At 63.7% G+C, this 13,317-nt stretch carries 12 protein-coding genes; 4 read left to right on the top strand and 8 right to left on the bottom strand.

Going from position 1 to position 13,317, the window contains the following annotated elements; translation table 11 throughout:
- Together AC22G6_RS01220 and AC22G6_RS01225 are read right to left on the bottom strand one after the other, a co-directional pair.
- Positions 1 to 1,626, bottom strand: a complete 1,626-nt coding sequence (locus tag AC22G6_RS01220) for an ABC-F family ATPase (RefSeq protein ID WP_108950576.1) — start codon at positions 1,624 to 1,626, stop codon at positions 1 to 3.
- 99 nt (positions 1,627 to 1,725) lie between these two features.
- The gene (locus AC22G6_RS01225; RefSeq protein ID WP_487365274.1) at positions 1,726 to 2,244 is read right to left on the bottom strand and encodes a GNAT family N-acetyltransferase; all 519 of its coding nucleotides are present in this window, start codon (positions 2,242 to 2,244) and stop codon (positions 1,726 to 1,728) included.
- Positions 2,245 to 2,479: 235 nt separating this feature from the next.
- Between AC22G6_RS01225 and AC22G6_RS01230 the strand changes: the two genes are divergently transcribed.
- A complete protein-coding gene (locus AC22G6_RS01230; RefSeq protein WP_487365275.1) occupies positions 2,480 to 3,064 on the top strand; it encodes a DUF3592 domain-containing protein in 585 nt (194 codons plus the stop codon).
- A gap of 3 nt (positions 3,065 to 3,067) precedes the next feature.
- Here AC22G6_RS01230 and trhP read toward each other — a convergent pair whose 3' ends face one another.
- On the bottom strand, positions 3,068 to 4,444 hold the full coding sequence (gene trhP / locus AC22G6_RS01235; RefSeq protein ID WP_487365276.1) for a prephenate-dependent tRNA uridine(34) hydroxylase TrhP: 1,377 nt from the start codon (positions 4,442 to 4,444) through the stop codon (positions 3,068 to 3,070).
- A 226-nt stretch (positions 4,445 to 4,670) separates the two neighbouring features.
- Here trhP and AC22G6_RS01240 point away from each other — a divergent pair, with 226 nt between their 5' ends.
- Together AC22G6_RS01240 and AC22G6_RS01245 are read left to right on the top strand one after the other, a co-directional pair.
- On the top strand, positions 4,671 to 5,873 hold the full coding sequence (locus tag AC22G6_RS01240) for an ammonium transporter (RefSeq protein WP_487365277.1): 1,203 nt from the start codon (positions 4,671 to 4,673) through the stop codon (positions 5,871 to 5,873).
- Positions 5,874 to 6,032: 159 nt separating this feature from the next.
- Complete coding sequence (locus AC22G6_RS01245; RefSeq protein WP_487365278.1) at positions 6,033 to 6,884, top strand: putative RNA methyltransferase; 852 nt, start codon at positions 6,033 to 6,035, stop codon at positions 6,882 to 6,884.
- Here the strand turns inward: AC22G6_RS01245 and AC22G6_RS01250 are convergent.
- The 4 genes from AC22G6_RS01250 to lysM form a co-directional block, all read right to left on the bottom strand.
- On the bottom strand, positions 6,881 to 7,618 hold the full coding sequence (locus AC22G6_RS01250) for a 2'-5' RNA ligase family protein (protein WP_487365279.1): 738 nt from the start codon (positions 7,616 to 7,618) through the stop codon (positions 6,881 to 6,883). The two genes, AC22G6_RS01245 and AC22G6_RS01250, sit on opposite strands and share 4 nt — an antisense overlap.
- Positions 7,619 to 7,626: 8 nt before the next feature.
- Entirely contained in the window at positions 7,627 to 8,907 is a 1,281-nt protein-coding gene (locus AC22G6_RS01255) for a TIGR03862 family flavoprotein (RefSeq protein ID WP_487365280.1), read from the bottom strand.
- 1 nt (position 8,908) lies between these two features.
- The gene (locus tag AC22G6_RS01260; protein WP_487365281.1) at positions 8,909 to 9,343 is read right to left on the bottom strand and encodes an acyl-CoA thioesterase; all 435 of its coding nucleotides are present in this window, start codon (positions 9,341 to 9,343) and stop codon (positions 8,909 to 8,911) included.
- A 152-nt stretch (positions 9,344 to 9,495) separates the two neighbouring features.
- On the bottom strand, positions 9,496 to 9,999 hold the full coding sequence (gene lysM / locus AC22G6_RS01265) for a peptidoglycan-binding protein LysM (RefSeq protein WP_487365282.1): 504 nt from the start codon (positions 9,997 to 9,999) through the stop codon (positions 9,496 to 9,498).
- Positions 10,000 to 10,203: 204 nt separating this feature from the next.
- Here lysM and AC22G6_RS01270 point away from each other — a divergent pair, with 204 nt between their 5' ends.
- Positions 10,204 to 10,704: an OmpA family protein gene (locus AC22G6_RS01270; protein ID WP_487365283.1), complete on the top strand. Its 501-nt coding sequence runs from the start codon at positions 10,204 to 10,206 to the stop codon at positions 10,702 to 10,704.
- A 50-nt stretch (positions 10,705 to 10,754) separates the two neighbouring features.
- Here the strand turns inward: AC22G6_RS01270 and AC22G6_RS01275 are convergent, their stop codons facing one another.
- Complete coding sequence (locus AC22G6_RS01275) at positions 10,755 to 13,274, bottom strand: EAL domain-containing protein (RefSeq protein WP_487365284.1); 2,520 nt, start codon at positions 13,272 to 13,274, stop codon at positions 10,755 to 10,757.
- Positions 13,275 to 13,317: the final 43 nt, after the last annotated feature.

Below are 13,317 nucleotides of genomic sequence, written 5' to 3' on the forward strand. Positions count from 1 at the left end.
TTACTCTACGCCCTGGCTGGACAGGTACTCTTCGTAGGTGCCGCGATAGTCGATGATGCTGCCGTCGAGCTTGATCTCGATGATGCGGGTGGCCAGCGAGGAGACGAACTCACGGTCGTGCGAGATGAACACCAGGGTGCCGGGGAACTTGTCGAGGCCGGTGTTGAGCGACTCGATCGATTCCATGTCGAGGTGGTTGGTCGGCTCGTCCATCAGCAGCACGTTGGGGCGCGACAGCATCAGCTTTCCGAACAGCATCCGTCCCTGCTCGCCACCGGAAATGACCTTGACCGATTTCTTGACCTCGTCGCCGGAGAACAGCAGACGGCCGAGCGTGCCGCGGATCAGGGTTTCGACATCGCCGCCGACGGCGTCTGCGGTGATGCGCGCGTAGTCGGCAATCCAGTCGGTCAGGTTGATGTCCTTGGCGAAGTCCGACGAGTGATCCTGCGCGTAGTAGCCCGGCTTGGCCTTCTCGGCCCATTTCACCGCGCCCTTCTGCGGGGTGAGCTCACCGATCAGCAGCTTCATCAGCGTGGTCTTGCCGACGCCGTTCTCACCGATGATCGCCACCTTGTCACCGGCGTCGATCGCCAGCGAGAAGCGGTTGATCAGTGGCTTGTCCATGCCGTCGTAGGCGAAGCTGATGTTGTCGACTTCGCAGGCAAGGCGGTGCAGCTTGTCCTTCTCGTCGTAGTCGAAGCGAATCCACGGGTACTGGCGTGACGACGGCTTGACGTCTTCCGGCTTGAGCTTGTCGATCAGCTTCAGACGGCTGGTGGCCTGCTTGGCCTTGGACTTGTTGGCCGAGAAGCGGCGCACGAATTGCTGCAGTTCGGAAATCTTGTCCTTGGCCCGGGAGTTGGCTGCGGACTGACGCTCGCGGGCAATGGTCGCCGCTTCCATGTAGTCGTCGTAGTTGCCGGCGTAGACGGTGATGGTGCCGTAGTCCAGGTCGGCCATGTGGGTACAGACCTGGTTCAGGAAGTGGCGGTCGTGGGAGATGATCACCATCGTGCAGTCACGATTGTTGAGCACGTCTTCGAGCCAGCGGATGGTGTTGATGTCGAGGTTGTTGGTCGGTTCGTCGAGCAGCAGGATCTCGGGATTGGCAAACAGGGCCTGACACAGCAGCACGCGCAGCTTCCAGCCCGGTGCGACGTTCTTCATCGGGCCGTTGTGCAGTTCGGTGCCGATGCCGACGCCAAGCAGCAGTTCGCCCGCCCGCGCCTCGGCGGTGTAGCCGTCGTACTCGCCGAACTTGCCTTCGAGTTCGGCGGCGCGCATGTAGTCGTCTTCGGTGGCCTCGGGATTTGCGTAGATCGCATCCTTCTCGGCCATGCACGCCCACATCTGCTCGTGCCCCATCAGCACCACGTCGAGAACACGCAGGTCTTCATAGCCGAACTGGTCCTGGCGCAGATAGGCCATGCGTTCGTGCGGATCCTTCGATACGTTGCCGGCTGATGGCTCAAGCGCACCGCAAAGGATCTTCATGAAAGTCGACTTGCCCGCGCCGTTGGCGCCGATCAGGCCGTAACGGTTGCCGTCGCCGAACTTGACGGAGACGTTCTCGAACAGGGGCTTGGCCCCGAACTGCATGGTGATATTGGCGGCGACGAGCACAGTAAATCCTGTTTTTCAGATAAAACAAAGCCTTGCATTATAGCGCAAGGCAGGTTGCACTGCAGCGAAGGATCGGGGGCGGACTAAGGCGACGAGCGGTCAGGCGAGCCACTTCTGCATAAGCTGGGCATGTCCGGCTGCAGGGTCGAGGACGTAGGGACGAAAGCCTGCGCGCTCGTAGATGGCAAGCGCCGTGTAATTGTTCGACAGCACTTCCAGCGTGAGCTTGCAGCAGCCGCGATTGCGGGCCGCCGTCTCTGCCGCGCCGAGCAGGGCCTGGCCGACACCGCGGCGGCGAAAATCCGCATGCACGACCAGGTCGTGGACGTTCAGCAGCGGCGCCGCGGTGAAGGTCGAGAAGCCCTCGAAACAGTTGATCAGGCCGCATGGCGTGTCGCCGCTGAAGGCGACAAAAGCGACGAAGTCGTTGCGCTGCAGCAGGCGCTCGGCGAGTGTGGCTCGAACCGGTTCAGTCAGCGGCTTGCCGCCACCCATCGGATCACGCGCATAGTGATCGAGCAGATCGATGAAGGCCTGGGCGTGGCGGGCCTGAGTGAGGTCCAGCGCGACGATATCGAGTGCTGGTGCAGTGCTTGTATTCTGAGTGCAGGGCATCATGGGCTGTGTGGTAGTGGTCGGGATGCCTGCCCCGGATGTGAATGCGGGTGCAGGTAGGCAGGCGCGCTGGCGACCGGTGGGTCAGGGGGCTGGGCGCTGTGTCGGGAAATTCTCGCTCTCCGTTTGCAGCTTGTCGAGCATTGTGTCGGCATTGCCTGCCTGCGCGCTTCATATGCCATTTTCAGTATGGTGCGTTGGGCCATAGAATACGGAATCTCTTACGGCTCGCGCCTACATGTCTCGAACCTCACTTAAGTTGTATCTTGTCGAAGGCGGGATCAGGCTCATCTTTCCCCTGTTCGGCGTCGCCTTGCTGGTCGCCGGCATCTTCGGCGCCATCTCGTTCGGGGTGCAGCCGCTTTACGAGGCCATGCAGACACGGCAATGGACGCCGGTGCCCGCGACGCTCGAGCTCGCGTCAATCGAGCCGGCTGACCTGCTGCGCAACAGGCCGCTGCCGTCGCTGAAGGTTCGCTACCGCTATACCGTGGACGCCGAGGGCTTCGTCGGATCCCGCTATGACCTGCACCAGGGGGTGGGATACCACAGGACCCTGGCGGCGGTGCTGCGGGAGATGGACATCGGTCAGTCGGTCACGGCCTGGATCGATCCGGCCGATCCGGGCAAGGTCGTGCTTGTGCGCTCGCTCAACTGGACGCTGCTTGCGATGGCCTTGCCCTTTGTCGCGATTGCGCTGCTCGGCGGTTTTCTGTTGCTCGGTGGAATGGTGGCCTGGAATCAGGCGCGGCCCCTGGGCAGTCCCGGGGGCAGTCCGGCGCCGGAGGCCAAGCCCCGGCGCACCCGGTCGTCCAGGACGTAGGAATCAGACGAATCGTGCGACGAAGCAGGGCTGGGCCGGATTGGCGCCGGCTGGCAGCGCAAGCCGGATGCGGCGTCCGCTGCCCGGCACCATGTCGAGTGCACCACCATCGGCATCTTCCATGTGCGTGCAGGTGGCGGTGAAGTTGCCGTCGGGTTGCACGAACTCCAGCGTATCGCCGACGCCGAAACGGTTCTTCACCTCGATCTCGGCCAGCCCGCGTGCGCCGTCGAAACCGACCACTTCGCCAACCAGCAGGCTGCGGCCGGACTCCGAATGACCCCGCAGGTAGTTCTGATGTTCGGGTGTGTGGTGGCGCTGATAGAAGCCATCCGTGTAGCCTCGGTTGGCGAGACCTTCGAGCTCTCCAAGCAATTTCAGATCGAAGGGCCGGCCGGCAATTGCGTCGTCAATCGCGCGTCGATAGCCCTGGCTGGTGCGCGCAACGTAGTAGGGGCTCTTGGTGCGGCCTTCGATCTTGAGCGAGTCGACGCCGATGTCCACCAGTCGCTGTACATGCTCGATGGCGCGCAGGTCGCGCGAGTTCATGATGTAGGTGCCGTGCTCGTCTTCTTCGATCGGCATCAGTTCGCCCGGGCGGGAGCCCTCTTCCAGCAGCCATGTCCGGTTTGCCTCGGCGTGCCGCGGTCCGCCGCCGAGCGCCGTGCCCACGGTGCCGAAGTCACGTGGATTGCCCAGTGCAGGTGTACCACCACAGGTCTGAATGTCGCCGCTTGCGGTCTCGGTGCCCGCGTGCACCTTGTAGTCCCAGCGGCAGGAGTTGGTGCAGCTGCCCTGGTTGGGGTCGCGATGATTGAAATAGCCTGACAGCAGGCAGCGGCCGGAGTAGGCGATGCACAGCGCGCCGTGCACAAAGACCTCAAGTTCCATGTCGGGACAGGCATCGCGAATCTCGGCGACTTCGTCCAGCGACAGCTCGCGTGACAGGATGATGCGCTTCACCCCCATCGACTGCCAGAAACGCACGCTCGCGTAGTTGGTGGTATTGGCCTGTACCGAAAGGTGGATCGCCATGTCCGGCCAGCGCTCGCGCACCATCATCATCAGGCCGGGGTCGGCCATGATCAGTGCGTCCGGCTTCATGTCGATCACGGGCGCGATGTCGCGTTCGAAGGTGCGAACCTTGGCGTTGTGCGGATAGATGTTGGCGACGAGGTAGAAGCCCTTGCCCGCGGCGTGCGCTTCATCAATGCCGGCCGCGAGTGCGTCGAGCTTGTCGAAGCTGTTGTTGCGCACCCGCAGCGAGTAGCGCGGCTGGCCGGCATACACCGCATCGGCGCCATAGGCGAAGGCGGTGCGCATCATGTCGAGGGAGCCCGCGGGAGCAAGCAGTTCGGTGGGGCGGCGGGAGGCGGTCATGGCTGGAGGCGCAGGGCAAAGCGGCATTTTACGCATCGGCTCTCAGTGGCGCACCCCCGCGGGAGATTTGCTGTTGCGGATGCACCGTAATCGGGCAATCCGGGTGCTGAATGCACTATAACGGTGCGGTTGATGCTCCTGTTTTGGGGCGCATGCACCGCCGTGTCTGGAGGTGCTGCACTGGAACGGTGCTTGCTTTCGATCCGCAATTCCGTTCGGAGGGATCATGGAAGCTTTCAAATCAAGCAGCGATGTCCTGTTCATCCTGCTGGGCGCCATCATGGTGTTGGCGATGCACGCAGGGTTTGCCTTTCTTGAGGTGGGCACGGTGCGCAAGAAGAATCAGGTCAATGCCCTGGTAAAAATCCTGACTGACTTTGCCGTATCGACCCTGGCCTATTTCCTGATTGGCTATGGCATCGCATACGGAGTCCATTTCTTTACCGGCGCCGAAACCCTGCTGGAGAAAAGCGGATTCGAGCTTACCCGTTTCTTCTTTCTGCTGACCTTTGCCGCAGCGATTCCCGCGATCATCTCGGGCGGTATCGCGGAGCGCGCGAAGTTCTATCCTCAGCTCGTGGCCACCTTCCTGATCGTCGGTTTCATCTACCCCTTCTTCGAAGGTGTCGCGTGGAACCAGGCATACGGTGTGCAGGCCTGGCTCTCCACAACGTTCGGTGCGGAGTTTCACGACTTCGCCGGCTCGGTCGTAGTGCACGCGATGGGTGGGTGGATCGCGCTTCCGGCGGTTCTGCTGCTGGGCGCGCGTCATGGCCGCTACTCGCGTACTGGCGCAATCTCTGCGCATCCGCCGTCGTCCATCCCTTTTCTGGCGCTGGGTGCCTGGATTCTGATCGTGGGCTGGTTCGGCTTCAACGTGATGTCTGCACAAACGCTGGAGAAGATCACTGGCTTGGTCGCGATCAATTCACTGATGGCGATGGTCGGCGGCACGCTGGCTGCACTGGTGCTGGGCAGGAATGACCCTGGTTTCGTACACAACGGGCCGCTGGCAGGTCTGGTTGCGGTCTGCGCAGGCTCCGATCTCATGCACCCGCTTGGTGCGCTGATGGTCGGTGGGGTGGCCGGCGCCCTGTTCGTCGTGATGTTCACGCTCACCCAGAACCGCTGGAAGATCGACGACGTGCTCGGTGTGTGGCCGCTTCATGGTTTGTGCGGCACCTGGGGCGGGCTCGCCGCGGGCATTTTTGGCAGCACGGCGCTCGGAGGCCTCGGTGGCGTGTCTTTCATGTCGCAGTTGGTGATGACCGTATTCGCCATTGCGGTTGCCGTCGGCGGGGGCGTTCTGGTGTACGGCGTTCTCAAGCTCACGCTCGGGTTGCGCCTGGATCAGGAAGACGAATACATGGGGGCTGACCTCGCGATCCACCGCATCACTGCGACGGCGGAGCGCGAATCGAACTGGTAAGGGACAGGGGCAGGCGCGGCGGGCCGGAGTCGATGGCGCGGAGCAGGTTTCGTGGCACCCCGGTGCGCCGCGTCACGAACCATGTCATGAAGACAGAGCGCGGTGTTTGCCGCAGAATTGCGCCCTGTCTCACGTTTCGGGCGCAGCGCGCCTCTGCTCATGATCATCCCATTTCAGGCCTTGGTCTGCCCGCTCGACGGCGCCCGACTGCACTGCAACGGTTCCGCCTGGCGTTGCGCTGCCGGGCACACGTTCGACGTTGCCAGCCAGGGCTATACGCACTTGTTGCCGGTACAGCAGAAGCGCTCGCGCGACCCTGGCGACAGCAAGGAGATGGTGGCCGCGCGGCGACGCTTTCTCAATGCAGGGCCTTATCAGCCCATCGCCGCTGCCGTGGGGCGGATGGCGCTGGCGGGCGTGGATGCCAATGCAGCGCTCAGCTGCCTCGATGCCGGCTGTGGCGAAGGCTACTACCTGCGCCAGTTGGCGGCTGCATGTGGCGAAGGGCAGGTGCTGGAACTGCTCGGGCTGGATATCTCCAAGTGGGCGGTGCTGTCGGCCGCAAAGCAGGACAAGCGGCCCAACTGGGTGGTGGGCAGCAATGCCAACCTTCCGGTGTTCTCTGGCACGCTGGACCGGGTGCTGTGCATGTTCGGTTTTCCGGTCTACCCGGAGTTCGCGCGTGTGCTCAAGCCGTCGGGCGTGCTGCTGCAGGTCGATTCGGGGCCGGACCATCTGCGGGAGTTGCGCGAGATCATCTATCCGACGCTCAAGCCCGAGCGCTCGGGCGAAATGCCGACGCCTGAAGGCTTTGCCAGGCAGACCGCCGAGACCGTCCGCTACCGGCTGGATCTCTCGGGTAGCGAACAGATCGGCGACCTGCTGGCGATGACGCCGCACCTGTATCGCGCGAGCGCCGAAGGGCGTGCAAAGGCTGCCGCACTGACGGCGCTCTCGGTCACGGTGGATGTGCGTCTGAACACATTCGTGCGCCAGCCCGCATTGGACTAGGCAGGCCTGGCCTGCTGCGCTGCCTGGGCCTGAAACGGTGATGCCTCGTGCCACTGCATTGCGCCATGCTCGAAGTCATAGTCGGCGACGCGCGTCAGTGCGCCACCGATATCTGCCGACCGGTATGCGAACAGGCTGATGCGCTCGATGCGCAGGTCGAGCTGCGCGCCTGCGGCGAAGCGGCAGAGCCGTTCATGAACATCCGTGGTGGGCCAGGCGCCAGCGTAAAGGCCCACCGTTACGTGCGGGGTGTAGCTGCCGGCAGGGTGATCGAACTCGTCGCCTGCGAGGCCGGTGCGCAGGCGGGCAATGTGTGCGCCTGCGTCGTCGACTTCAAGGTAGGGCGCGGAGGTGAAACTGCTCAATGGCCCGATCCGGATCTCGAAAGGGCGGGGACGTAAGCATTGCAACCCTGCGATTTGCCTGTGCAGGGCTTCGGCGCCAAAGTCGTCCGAGTGGCGGGGGGCGTTGCTGGGGAAACCGCACAGGCTCAGCGTGATGTGCGGCTGACGGGCGTAGTCGTCAAGGAGAAGCCCGCTCAGGTGGTGCTGAGCGGCGAGCACACGCCGGCGCACCGGCGCCGTATCCACATCGAGCGCCCACAGGAGATAGCGTGGCCGGCCAAGGTGCCACTCGTGGAAATCACGCCTGACATTGCGGATGGTGTGGCTGGCGCCTGCAAAGGCCGGGGTGTTCACTGCGTGGTGGCGCAACACATGATGCCCGCAGTGCACGTCCTTCCTCATTGCTTGCAGGCGACGAGCCAGTCGACGACGCCCTGGCCGGCAGTCCGGCCGCTGGCGAAGCAGGCCGTCAGCAGATAACCACCGGTGGGCGCCTCCCAGTCGAGCATTTCGCCGGCGCAGAACACGCCGGGCATGACTTTCAGCATCAGACCGGGGGTCGTGTCCTCGAAGCGGACGCCGCCCGCGGTACTGATGGCTTCATCGATGGGGCGGGTTGCCCTGAGGCGCAGCGGCAGGGCCTTGATGCCGGCGGCAAGCCGGGCCGGGTCGGCGAAGGCTGCGGCGGGCAGGCATTCGCGCAGCAGGCCGGCCTTGACGCCCTTAATCCCCGCCTGTCCTTGCAGATGGCTGGCCAGCGAGCGGCTGCCGCGCGGGCGGGACAGATCGGCGCTCAGCCGTGCCAGGCTGCGGCCGGGGGCGAGGTCGAGGTACAGCGTGGCCTCGCCCTGTGCGGCAAGCGTGTCGCGCAGTGGCGCCGACAAGGCGTAGATCAGCCCGCCTTCGATGCCGCTTGCACTGATCATGCACTCGCCACTGTGGGTGTGGGTCCGCCCCTGCGGGTCGGTGCACTGCGCCGCGAGCGACTTCACCGGCGCTCCGCCGAAGCGTTCGAGGAAGTGCGCGCTCCAGCCCGGGGTGTGTCCGTCGCAGCAGGAGACATCGAATCCGCAGTTGGCGGGGCGCAGGTCGGCGACGCCGATGCCTTGAGTGCGCAGGGTGTCCACCCAGGCGCCGTCCGAGCCCAGCTTCGCCCAGCTTCCGCCCCCAAGTGCGAGCACGACCGCGCTGGCTGACACGCTGCGCTCGCCGTCCGGTGTGGCGAAGCGCAAAACCTGCGCTGAAGCGTCCGGGGACGGCCCCCAGCCGAGCCAGCGATGCCGTACGGCAAACTTCACTCCGTTCGTGCGCAGTCTCGCCAGCCAGGCCCGTAGCAGGGGGGCTGCCTTCATTTCTGTGGGAAACACCCGCCCCGAACTGCCGACGAAGGTGTCGACGCCGAGTGCGGCGGCCCAGTCGCGAAGCGCGCTCGGGCCAAAGGCATCGATCATCGGTGCCAGTTCGGCCGAACGCACGCCGTATCGTGACAGAAAGTGGGTGCTGTCTTCGCTGTGTGTGAGGTTGAGGCCGCCGCGTCCGGCCAGCAGAAACTTGCGTCCCACCGACGGCATCGCATCGAAGACGGTGACGGCGATGCCGTGCGAGGCGAGCACCTCGGCCGCCATCAGTCCGGCCGGCCCGCCACCAATGACGGCGACGAGCGCTTCAGCCTTCATCATGTCAGGTCTGGTCCGACGGGAAGCGGCGGCGGAAGCCGTCAGGTACGGGGGAAATCTTGCGTGCTGTGTAGTCGAAGAACACGATGCCGGTCTTGCCACGCGCAATCTCCCGCCCCGAGGCGAGGTCGGTCATGCGCCATTGCAGATCACAGCCGTACTTGCTGAAATCGGCCGCGCCCATGGACACCACCATCGTTTCCCCATGGAATGCTTCGGATTTGTACTGCAGCGCCGCGTCGGCAACGATGATGCCCAGCCCTTCGACGCTCAGTTCGGTGTAGCCCATCGACTTCAGGTAACGCACCCTCGCTTCGCTGACGACGGTGAGCAGCAGGGCGTTGTCGAGGTGACCGCCGTAATTCATGTGACTCAGGTAGAGCTGAATCTCGCAGGAAAAGGGCAGCGTGTCCGGGAGGTCGATCTGAATGCGGGGCATGTCGTATTCGCTCCGCAGAAGGCGGGCGCAGAAATTGGCGGTCGTCGACAGTAGCGCCCGCGGTGCAGCAATTCAAGCCCGGCAGGGGAGGGCGCGGGCTTCGGTGTGCGGCCCGACGGTTGCTGAGTGGCGCCGTCGGGCCGTGGAAATGCTCAGGCCTGCGGCGGAATGCGCAGCATCTGACCCGGGTAGATCTTGTCGGGGTGGCCGAGCATCGGCTTGTTGGCCTCGAAGATCACCATGTACTTGTTTGCATTGCCGTAGTAGGTCTTGGCGATGCCGGACAGGGTGTCACCGCGCACCACCGTATGGAAGCGGCCCTCGGGCTCGGGATTGAGCACGGTGAGCTTGTCTTCGACTTCGGCGACGCCCGAAACGTTGCCTGCGGCCAGCAGGATGCGCTCCTTGCTTGCCTGGTCCGGCGTGGTGCCGCTGACTGTCACCGTGGCGGTCGCGCCATCGAAGCTGATGGCAATCTCGGGCGTGAGCAGCTTGAGCGTGTCGATGTAGTGGCTGATGGCCTCGGCTGCCTTGGTGTTGGCAAGCGCGTTGGCTTCAGGACTGGGGGCTGCGGCTGCGGCTTCCTGGGCGGCCTTGGCCTCGCCGGTACCGAAGAGCTTTTCCCCTGCATCCTTGATAAAGCTGAACAAACCCATGCCAATCTCCTTGTAGTGAATGAAATGCAAACCCGCATGAAGCTGTCTGCCTCATGTGTGTCGGGTAAATATTCTCACAAATCATTATTTCGGACTGTGCATTCTTCGACTGTTGCAGTGCGCAAATCAAATCGCAACGTCACCCGTATCGGTTAGACTTGCGCGGATTGCCAAACAACACAATGACTTGAGCGGGAGTAAAGCATGTTTGATCAGGAAGACGGTGAGCTGAACGTTGTCATGGGGGTGCTTTTCGGCATCATCGCGCTGGTGATCGCCTTTGTGATCGGCCTTGGCGTGCATTCGATGAGCCGCAGCGGGGCTGCGCCGACGACTGTCGAGGCGCTTGAGGGCGGGATGGAAGTGATCTATGCCGAGGTCGAGGAAGTCGGCGAGCCCATGCTCAAGGTCTATTTCGAGTCAGGCGCAACCGACCTGCCTGCCGATGCCTTGGAGGCCCTGGCCCCCGTGCTGGCTGAACTCGAGGCGCGTGCCGATGCACAGGTGCTGCTGTCGGGCTTTCACGATGAAACCGGTTCTGCCGATGTGAACGCCGAAGTGGCAAAGAATCGTGCCCTCGGCGTGCGCGAGGCGCTGCTGACGGCTGGTGTGCCGGCCGAGCGCGTGCTGATGCGTCGCCCCGCGGTTGCGCTGGGTGGTAGCGATGCAGACGAGGCCCGTCGCGTCGAGGTGCGCGTGCAGTAATCCCGCCGCTCGGGAAAGCATCAGGGCGTCCGTATTCGGGGCGCCCTTTTTTATGTGCCGGTGACCTCGGCTGTGTCGCGGGCTGTGCGCCGGGCATCATGCAGGAGTGCTTCGACCGCCTCGACCTTCATCGGGCGTGCGAACAGAAAGCCCTGGAAGCGATGACAGCCATTTGCGTCCAGGATGTCTCTTTGCGGCGCACACTCCACGCCTTCGGCAATGACCTTCAGGTCCAGCGCACGGGCGAGCGCGATGACCGCCTTCACGATCGCCAGGCCGTTGGCGCTTCCGGGCAGGTTATGCACGAATGAGCGGTCGATCTTCAGCTGGTCGAGCGGCAGGCGCTGCAGATAGGACAGCGAGGAATACCCGGTGCCGAAGTCGTCGATCGAGAAGCGGATGCCTCGGGTCCGAAGCTGACCCATGCGTTCGATCGCTTCCTCCATGTCATCGAGGAGCAGGGATTCCGTCAGCTCCAGGGTCAGGCGGTCGGCCGGTGCGCCGCTGCGGGTCAGGCTGTCGAGCACCTGTTCGACAAACGCGTCGCTGTAGAGTTGCTGCGCGCTGACGTTCACCGCAATGCTCAGGCCGGCGGTGGCGGGGTCGCGGGCCCATTTGGCCAACTGATTGCAGGCGCTCTTCAGGACATGGAGACCGAGCGCCGGCATCAGGCCGGCGCGCTCGGCGACGTTGATGAACTGGTCAGGTGAAATGAAGCCGCGCTGCGGGTGCTGCCAGCGAACCAGCGCCTCCACGCCGAGCATTGCTCCGTCCCCGCCGAACTGCGGCTGGTACAGCACCACAAACTCGCCCGCCGCAGTGCCGAGCCGAATCTCCTCCTCGAGACGCAGGCGGGCGGTGACGGTCTCCTGCATTACCGGATCGTAGAAGCAGAGCCTGTTCTTGCCGCGGTGCTTTGCTTCGTTCATGGAAAGGTCGGCCTGTTTCATCAGTTCGTCGATCGAACGCTCATGATCCCGGAACAAGGTGATGCCAACGCTCGCGCTGCCTTGCTGCGTGTGTCCCTCGAGCGCATAGGGCGTCTTGAGCGCGGCCAGTGCACGCATGCCGATGCTCTCCGCGGCCTGGTACGCCGCATCCTCATCGCCGTCGATCTCCTCCACCAGAACGACGAACTCGTCGCCCCCGAACCGCGCCACCGTATTGGCTTCGCCGGTCACGGCGCACAGCCGTTTCGCGGCCTGTTGCAGCAGAACGTCACCGTTGTGGTGTCCGAGCAGGTCGTTGATGTTCCGGAAGTCATCGAGATCGATGAACATCAGGGCGCCATAGCGCGAAGAGCGGGCGCTCAGGGCAAGGGCCTGTCCGAGTCTGTCCATCAGCAGCCTGCGGTTGGGCAACTGCGTGAGATGGTCGAAGAAGGCAAGGGTGCGGATCTCTTCCTCGGTGGATTTGCGCAGAGAGATGTCGGTCAGTGCGGCGACGTAGTGCGTTACCCGGCCGTGTTCGTTGCGTACGGCATTGATCGACAGAGTCTGCGGGTAGGTCTCGCCATTCTTGCGCCGGTTCCAGACCTCGCCCTGCCATGTGCCCGTGCCCAGCAGGTCGTCCCACATGGCCTGGTAGAAGGCCAGGCTGTGACGGCCGGAGCCCAGCATGCGGGTTTTCTTGCCGATCACTTCGGCTTCGCTGTAACCGGTGATGTCGGTGAATGCATTGTTGACGCGCAGCATGACCGTATCGGCGTCGGTAATGATCATGCCCTGTTGCGACTCGAAGGCGATGGCCGCGATGCGTCGCTCCTGCTCGGCGGCGACACGCTCCGAAATGTCCCGGGCAAGGAAGAGAACCGCGCGTCGATTGTCCAGCAGGGTGTCGAGAGGCTGACAGCGCCCTTCGAAGGTACGTGGTCCGGCAAGTGTCTGCAGGTCGTACTCGATACTTTGCGGGCGGTCCTCATCCAGGGTGCAGAGGATGAGCTTGAGAAAGCGGTCGGCTTCCTGCGCCGGCAGCACGTCATGCATGCACTTCCCGATCAGCCCATTGGTCTCGGCAGCGAGCAGACTCTCATTCTGCGAGATGACCTCGACGTAGCGACCGTCTTCATCCAGTACCAGCACGAGGTCCGGCATGGCGTGCGTGACTGCGCGCAGCCTTGCCTCGCTTCCGGCAAGAGCCTGTTCGGTTTGGGTGCGATTCTCCAGGTCCTGAAGCAGCATCCCCAGCAACGCCGTGGCGGGTGCCAGCACCAGCAGGTAGGGCAGCGCAAGCGCCTCGAAGAAGGCGCTTCTCTGCTCGTTCGGCAGTCCGGTGAACAGGAGCAGGGCGACGAGGTGCACGATCACGCCGAAGATCAGGAACTGCGCAGGGCTGCGGGATGCCCATCCCTTGCTCACCGCAGCACGATAGGCCAGCCCGAGCAGCATTGAACTGCAGATGATGCTGACGCCGGTCAGCGCACCCGTACCGCCCAGAAGGGTGCGATAGACTGCGGCAATCAGCACGGCTACGGAGCCCACCAGGGGACCCCCGAAGAATCCCGCCATTGCGAGCACTGCGGAGCGGCCGTCGACGATCACCCCCGGGCTGAAAAAGATGGGTGTCATCATGCCGATCACGCAGACTCCGCCATAGATGATTCCTGCACTGAAG

The sequence above is a fragment of the Parazoarcus sp. PS-13 R2A genome (genome assembly GCF_057621855.1).

Coding starts and splice junctions, on each gene's coding strand:
- AC22G6_RS01225 (WP_487365274.1), bottom strand. CDS start 2,244: ATGATGCCCTGCACTCAGAATACAAGCACTGCACCAGCACTCGATATC.
- AC22G6_RS01230 (WP_487365275.1), top strand. CDS start 2,480: ATGTCTCGAACCTCACTTAAGTTGTATCTTGTCGAAGGCGGGATCAGG.
- trhP (WP_487365276.1), bottom strand. CDS start 4,444: ATGACCGCCTCCCGCCGCCCCACCGAACTGCTTGCTCCCGCGGGCTCC.
- AC22G6_RS01240 (WP_487365277.1), top strand. CDS start 4,671: ATGGAAGCTTTCAAATCAAGCAGCGATGTCCTGTTCATCCTGCTGGGC.
- AC22G6_RS01245 (WP_487365278.1), top strand. CDS start 6,033: ATGATCATCCCATTTCAGGCCTTGGTCTGCCCGCTCGACGGCGCCCGA.
- AC22G6_RS01255 (WP_487365280.1), bottom strand. CDS start 8,907: ATGATGAAGGCTGAAGCGCTCGTCGCCGTCATTGGTGGCGGGCCGGCC.
- AC22G6_RS01260 (WP_487365281.1), bottom strand. CDS start 9,343: ATGCCCCGCATTCAGATCGACCTCCCGGACACGCTGCCCTTTTCCTGC.
- lysM (WP_487365282.1), bottom strand. CDS start 9,999: ATGGGTTTGTTCAGCTTTATCAAGGATGCAGGGGAAAAGCTCTTCGGT.
- AC22G6_RS01270 (WP_487365283.1), top strand. CDS start 10,204: ATGTTTGATCAGGAAGACGGTGAGCTGAACGTTGTCATGGGGGTGCTT.
- AC22G6_RS01275 (WP_487365284.1), bottom strand. CDS start 13,274: ATGATGACACCCATCTTTTTCAGCCCGGGGGTGATCGTCGACGGCCGC.